This window comes from Polaromonas sp. P3_C2 (assembly GCF_056402675.1).
This window is the reverse complement of the sequence record NZ_JBFUGX010000252.1, coordinates 1-5,729: the sequence shown is the minus strand read 5'-3', so window position 1 is coordinate 5,729 and position 5,729 is coordinate 1. Positions and strand designations below refer to the sequence as shown.

Genomic DNA, 5,729 nt, shown 5'->3' with positions numbered 1-5,729 from the left:
CCTCTGAGTAGTTGAGCTCAATGCGTGCGCGCGGCGTGAAGCCCGCGTCGGCAAACCAGGCCATGGTCATGCGGTACATGTGGGTCGGGGTTTCGTTGAAKATCAGCGGGCGGGTGGCCAGCCATGCGGGCGTGGCATGTTTGGGTGCCTTCCAGCGCTTGGGTACAAACGCCATCATCGGGTCGCTGCGCCAGTGGGTGATCACCATGCCGCGCTGCGCAGGCGGCGGTGTGGCGACCAGGCCGACATCGAGCGTGCCGTCCAGCAATCGCTGCAGCGTGTCGGCGGAACCAAGAATACTGACCTCGACATCGATGTCGGGGTGGGCTTGCTCCATGGCCTTGAGCACCTGCGGCAAAAAGTACACCAGCACGCCGGTGGTGGTGCCCAGCCGGACCCGGCCTGTGCGGCCCTCGACGTGGCGCTTCACCGCATCGACCGCATCGTCGGCGTCGCGCAGCAGGCGGCGGGCCCGCTCAACCAGCACGGCGCCTGCCGGTGTGGGCTCAACGCGCCGACCGCCGCGCACCACCAGCGGCGTGCCCAAACGGCTTTCAAGCTCGCTCACATGCAGGCTCACGGTGGGCTGCGCCAGGTGCAGGCCCTGCGCTGCGGCAGAAAAGGTGCCCAGGTCGGTAATGGCCACCAGCGTTCTTAATTGGTCCAGGTTCAGTTCGCGCATGGAAGTGTATCTATCAGTAATCCTGATAATTTCGATCAGAAAATTCAACTTCCACAATATCATGATTTTTAGCACCATAGGGCACTTCCTACCAGGAGTGCGCGAAATGCTGACGAAGACAATGAGAATTTTTCCGGGAGCCCTGCCCAGCTTTCCAGTCACAGAGCTGGGCCAAAGGTTTCTGGCCGCCCTGCGCAAAAACGCGCAGAGGCGACGGAACCTGAATGAGCTGCGGCTGATGAACGACCACCAGCTCAATGACATCGGCATTGGCCGCAGTGAAATTCCCGGCCTGATGAATGACCTTGGGCCCCGCCACTGGGAATGGCGCTGAAGCCCCTGCGCCGGCCGGCAAGCCGGTAAAAGACGTTTTACGCCAACAGGTCTTGCTGCGAGAATCAGGCAATGACTTCCCTCCAGACTTCCAGCAGCTCCTGGCTCAGCGCCGCCATCGCCCGCATTGAGGCCGACTACCTGCGCAGCGCCGACACGCACCTGATTCCGCTGCCGCTGCCGGAGTTCGCTGCGCGCGGCATTGATTTTTACCTCAAGGACGAATCCACCCATCCCACCGGTAGCCTCAAGCACCGGCTGGCACGTTCGCTGTTTTTGTATGCGCTGTGCAACGGGTTGATCCACGAGAACTCCACTGTCGTTGAAGCGTCCAGTGGCTCCACCGCAGTCAGCGAAGCCTACTTCGCGCGGCTGCTGGGCCTGCCCTTTGTCGCGGTGATGCCGCGCAGCACCTCGCCCGAGAAGGTGGCGCAGATTGAGTTCTATGGCGGGCGCTGCCACTGGGTGGAAAGCGCGGTGCAGGTGTACGACGAAGCGCGCAAGGTGGCGCTCGAGACCGGCGGACACTACATGGACCAGTTCACCTATGCCGAACGCGCCACCGACTGGCGCGGCAACAACAACATCGCCGAAAGCATGTTCAGCCAGATGGCCCGCGAGCGGCACCCGGTGCCACGCTGGATTGTGGTGGGCGCCGGCACGGGTGGCACCAGCGCCACCATCGGGCGCTACGTGCGCTACCAGCGTCACGGCAGCCAGCTGTGCGTGGCTGACCCGATGGGGTCTGTTTTCAGCGCCTATCACCGCACCGGCGATGCCGGCCTCACCGGCGCAGGCTCGCGCATTGAAGGCATTGGCCGCCCGCGCGTGGAAGCCAGCTTTATCCGCACGGTGATAGACCGCATGGTGGAAGTGGCCGACGTGGACTCGCTGGCCGCCATGCAGGCCTTGTCGCAGCTGCTGGGCCGCAGGGTCGGGCCTTCGACCGGCACCAACCTGGTGGGCATGCTCACACTGGCGCATGAAATGCTGCCGCGCGGAGAACAGGGCTCTATCCTGTCGCTGCTGTGCGACTCCGGCGAGCGTTACCTGCCCACGTACTACAACGCCAGCTGGGTCGCTGAAAAAATGGGGGACTGCACGGCAGCGAACGAGCAGATCAACCGCTTGATGCGGCCGGTGCCGGCCTGAAGAACCCCGGAGCCTGCATGCGCCCGCCCCTGCCCGCCGGTTTGCCAAGACGCCAGCTGTTGCTGGGAGGCGCGGCCGGCCTGGCGAGCCTGGCTGGCCTGGAAGCCCACGCCCTGCCGGCCAAAACACTGGCGTTCCCACGCGACCGCGGTGCCCATCCCGGCTTTCGCACCGAGTGGTGGTACATCACCGGCCAGGCCACGGCCAGCGCTGCGGGTGGTGCAGCGGGTGGGCGCCTCTTCGGCTTTCAGCTGACCTTTTTCCGTTCACGCGTGGACGATACGCAGGGCATGTCGTCAAAATTCGCCGCAAGGCAGCTGGTTTTTGCGCATGCCGCCATCACCGATGTGCAGGGCAACAAACTCTGGCACGACCAGCGCATCGCACGGGAAGGTTTTGGCGTTGCAATGGCCAGCGAGAAGGACATGGCCGTCAAGCTGCGCGACTGGTCCCTGAAAGCCGAAGGCGCAAGGTACACCGCTGAGCTGCCGGCCAGCGACTTTGCACTCAAGCTGCAGTTCGAAGAAACGCAGGGCGTGCTGCTGCAGGGCAACAAAGGCCTGTCGCGCAAAGGGCCTGACGAAAAGCAGGCCAGCTACTACTATAGCCAGCCGCAGCTCGCCATGCGCGGCAACCTGCAAGTCAAAGGGAAAAACTTTGCCGTCACCGGAACAGCCTGGCTGGACCACGAGTGGAGCGAAGAGATCCTGCATTCAGACGCCATGGGCTGGGACTGGATAGGCATGAACCTGCTGGACGGCAGCGCCCTCACCGCTTTCAGGCTGCGGGGCAAAGACGGCAACACGCTGTGGGATGGCGGCTCGTTCCGCTCAGCCAAAGGAGGGCTTTACACCTTCAGCCGCGGCGAGGTGATTTTTAAACCCGTGCGCTATTGGAAAAGCCCGCTGACACAAGCCACCTACCCGGTGGAATGGATCGTGCGAACACCGGCCGATTTTTATACCGTGCGCGCCGTCATCGACAACCAGGAGCTGGACAGCCGCCAGTCGACGGGTGCGATTTACTGGGAAGGCTTGAGCGAGCTGATCGACAGCAACGGCAAGCGCGCGGGAATGGGTTACCTGGAGATGACGGGGTATGCGCAGCGCCTGAAGATGTAGCGCCAGACCGGCGCCGACCGCAGTTGCGGCGCAGCGCCCAAAGGGATCAATAGTCGGCGCGGATCAGGCGCTGGGCACGCGGGCTCATGTTGCGGCGGATATTGGCCGCCAACCATGGGTAGGGCTGGCCAGGCGCTGCGGCGACAGATGGTGCACCGGGCAGCAGAAATTGCGCAGCATCCATCACCTTGCGCAGCAAGGAAGAAAACGAGGAAGAAGCCTGCAACGAACGACCGCCGACAGAGGCGTTGGCGGAAGCGGGCTCAGTGAAAAATGCGGTGCGTGTCATGGAAGGTCCTTTCGAAGTGACGTGAGCGGCAACGATTGCCAAAACAGAGGTCGTGACGAGAATATAGGGTTTACGAGTATAAAAGTAAAACGACTTATATTGCGTTTGAATGCAGAAAAATTGCATTTAGAGCACGGCCTCTAAGGCCGGACAAATGGGAGACACGCCATGGATATCAACCTCGCCCGCACCTTCCTGGAAATCGTGTCCTGCCACAGCTTTGTCCAGGCCGCAGAACGGCTGCATGTCACCCAGACCGCGGTCAGCGCTCGTGTGAAAACGCTGGAGGACCTGCTGGGACGCACGCTCTTCGTCAGGAACAAGGCCGGCGCGTCGCTCACACCCGCAGGCGAGCAGTTTGTACGGCACGCCATGACGCTGGTGCAAGTCTGGGAGCGCGCCCGCCACCAGATGGCCGTGCCACCCGGGCGCCGCGCGCTGGTGACCGTTGGCTGTGAAATCAGCCTCTGGCAACCGCTGATGCTCGACTGGCTGTTCTGGATGCGAAAAAACGCACCCGATCTGGCGCTTCGCACCGAGGTGGGCGTTGCAGAAGACCTGCTGGAACGCGTGGCCCACGGAACCCTGGACATCGTCATTGCCTATGCACCGCGGCAGCGCCCCGGCCTCAGGATCGAACTGCTGATCGAAGAAAAGCTGGTGCTGGTCACCACCTCGCCCAGGCTCGAGATGCCGCAGCCCGCCGACTACGTCTACGTGGACTGGGGGCGCGAATTCTCGGCTCAGCACAGCCTGGCGTTCCCGGAGCTTTCCAGTGTCGGGGTCTCCTCCAGCCTGGGGCCGTTGGGGCTGGAGTACCTGCTTGCGGTGGGCGGTGCCGGTTATTTCCGGCAAAACGTGGTGCGCAACCACATCAAGGAAGGTCGCCTGTTTCGCGTGCCAGGCAAACCGGAGTTTTTGTACCCCGCTTATGCCGTCTACGCGGCCAACGCAGACATGAAAGTACTGGAACCCGCCCTGGCAGGCTTAAGGCAAGCCGCGGCGGGAAGCCAGGGCGGCAAGGTGCGCGCTGCCAAGCCGTCAAAGGCTCCCGGCAAGGGCAAACAACCCTCATCGTGAATCTCACAGCCCCCCAGCCCCTCATCTTCATCACTTCATTCATCACTTCAATCAGGATGGCCCAATGCGCTGGATAGCCCTATTTGACGACACACCCGCCATGCTGGCGATCCGGCAGGAGCGTGAACCCCTTCATCTTGCCTATCTTCGGCAACACCAGGATGAAATTCTTATCGCAGGCGGTTTGCGTGAAGCACCTGGCGAAAGCTTTGTAGGAGGCCTCTGGGTCATGGAGGTTGCGTCCAGGGCGCGTGCCGCGGAGCTGGTCGAAAGTGACCCCTACTACGTACCGGCTCATCGCAGCTACCGGTTGCTGACCTGGGGCAAGGCATTGGCCGAGAGGCAGGTGATTTTGTAAGCAGAACCCACGAATCGTTGCACCGGTTTCACCATCAACGACAGAAGGGAATCAGGGGTCAGGGGTGTTACGCGGCAGTCAGCGCGGGAAAGGGTTGCGTGACTACACTCAACCCATGCTGGCAAGATCTTTGCCAGCGCTTGACACATGCAACCGGAACTGAAATGGACTTTTTTCTCCTGGTGACCTTTGTCGCCATCGGCACCTACCTCCTGAAAGCCAGGGAAGAACGCCAACGCATAGCGCTGCTGGGCAGCCATCTGGGCAATTACCAGATTGAAAAACTCATGGAAACCCTGGCCGACGGCTACCTGCGGGCACTCGGCGAAAAAGAACCCGAGCGCCGCGAACAGATCTGGCAACAACTGGYCAACTCCGAAGCGCAACTGGCCGTACAGTTCAGCAAATTTGCGACGGAGTTTGCCAGGGTGCCTGAACCCGAGGCCCGCGTCAGCCGGCTGCCCATCAGCTTTCCCTTTGCGACCCTGATCCTGCCGGCCATGAGCTTCGACATGCGCATTGCGCTGGCGATTCACGCCGCCGGTATTGCGCGCGTGGCCCAAAACGCGGCCGGGCTCAGCCCCAAGGCCAAGGCCTTCACGATGTCAGCCGAACTCTTCCTGATGCAGCACACTTGCCACTGGTTTTGCAAATCAAAAGCCATCGCCTCAGCCCGCGTGCTGGTGCGTCACAAGACGCCGCATGCGCAACTGG

Annotated in this window: 8 protein-coding genes; 6 read left to right on the top strand and 2 right to left on the bottom strand. The window is 62.1% G+C overall.

Annotated elements, in window-relative coordinates:
- Positions 1-682: LysR family transcriptional regulator (locus AC1DWI_RS12035; RefSeq protein WP_477724905.1), on the bottom strand; the 682-nt coding region annotated here is incomplete at its 3' end.
- On the opposite strand from AC1DWI_RS12035, the gene AC1DWI_RS12030 reads away from it, so the two are divergent.
- The 3 genes from AC1DWI_RS12030 to AC1DWI_RS12020 all read left to right on the top strand — a co-directional run bounded on the left by AC1DWI_RS12030 (position 681) and on the right by AC1DWI_RS12020 (position 3,288).
- Positions 681-1,016, top strand: a complete 336-nt coding sequence (locus AC1DWI_RS12030) for a DUF1127 domain-containing protein (RefSeq protein WP_477671166.1) — start codon at positions 681-683, stop codon at positions 1,014-1,016. The genes AC1DWI_RS12035 and AC1DWI_RS12030 overlap by 2 nt on opposite strands.
- Positions 1,017-1,087: 71 nt before the next feature.
- Positions 1,088-2,167: a PLP-dependent cysteine synthase family protein gene (locus AC1DWI_RS12025; RefSeq protein WP_477671167.1), complete on the top strand. Its 1,080-nt coding sequence runs from the start codon at positions 1,088-1,090 to the stop codon at positions 2,165-2,167.
- A gap of 17 nt (positions 2,168-2,184) precedes the next feature.
- Entirely contained in the window at positions 2,185-3,288 is a 1,104-nt protein-coding gene (locus tag AC1DWI_RS12020) for a lipocalin-like domain-containing protein (protein ID WP_477671168.1), read from the top strand.
- A gap of 46 nt (positions 3,289-3,334) precedes the next feature.
- Here the strand turns inward: AC1DWI_RS12020 and AC1DWI_RS12015 are convergent, their stop codons facing one another.
- The gene (locus AC1DWI_RS12015) at positions 3,335-3,577 is read right to left on the bottom strand and encodes a hypothetical protein (protein WP_477671169.1); all 243 of its coding nucleotides are present in this window, start codon (positions 3,575-3,577) and stop codon (positions 3,335-3,337) included.
- A gap of 168 nt (positions 3,578-3,745) precedes the next feature.
- On the opposite strand from AC1DWI_RS12015, the gene AC1DWI_RS12010 reads away from it, so the two are divergent.
- From AC1DWI_RS12010 to AC1DWI_RS12000, 3 genes are all read left to right on the top strand, one after another.
- Entirely contained in the window at positions 3,746-4,657 is a 912-nt protein-coding gene (locus tag AC1DWI_RS12010; RefSeq protein ID WP_477671170.1) for a LysR family transcriptional regulator, read from the top strand.
- Between the two features lie 64 nt (positions 4,658-4,721).
- A complete protein-coding gene (locus AC1DWI_RS12005; RefSeq protein WP_477671171.1) occupies positions 4,722-5,015 on the top strand; it encodes a YciI family protein in 294 nt (97 codons plus the stop codon).
- A 164-nt stretch (positions 5,016-5,179) separates the two neighbouring features.
- On the top strand, positions 5,180-5,729 hold a 550-nt coding region (locus AC1DWI_RS12000; protein ID WP_477724904.1), incomplete at its 3' end, for a hypothetical protein.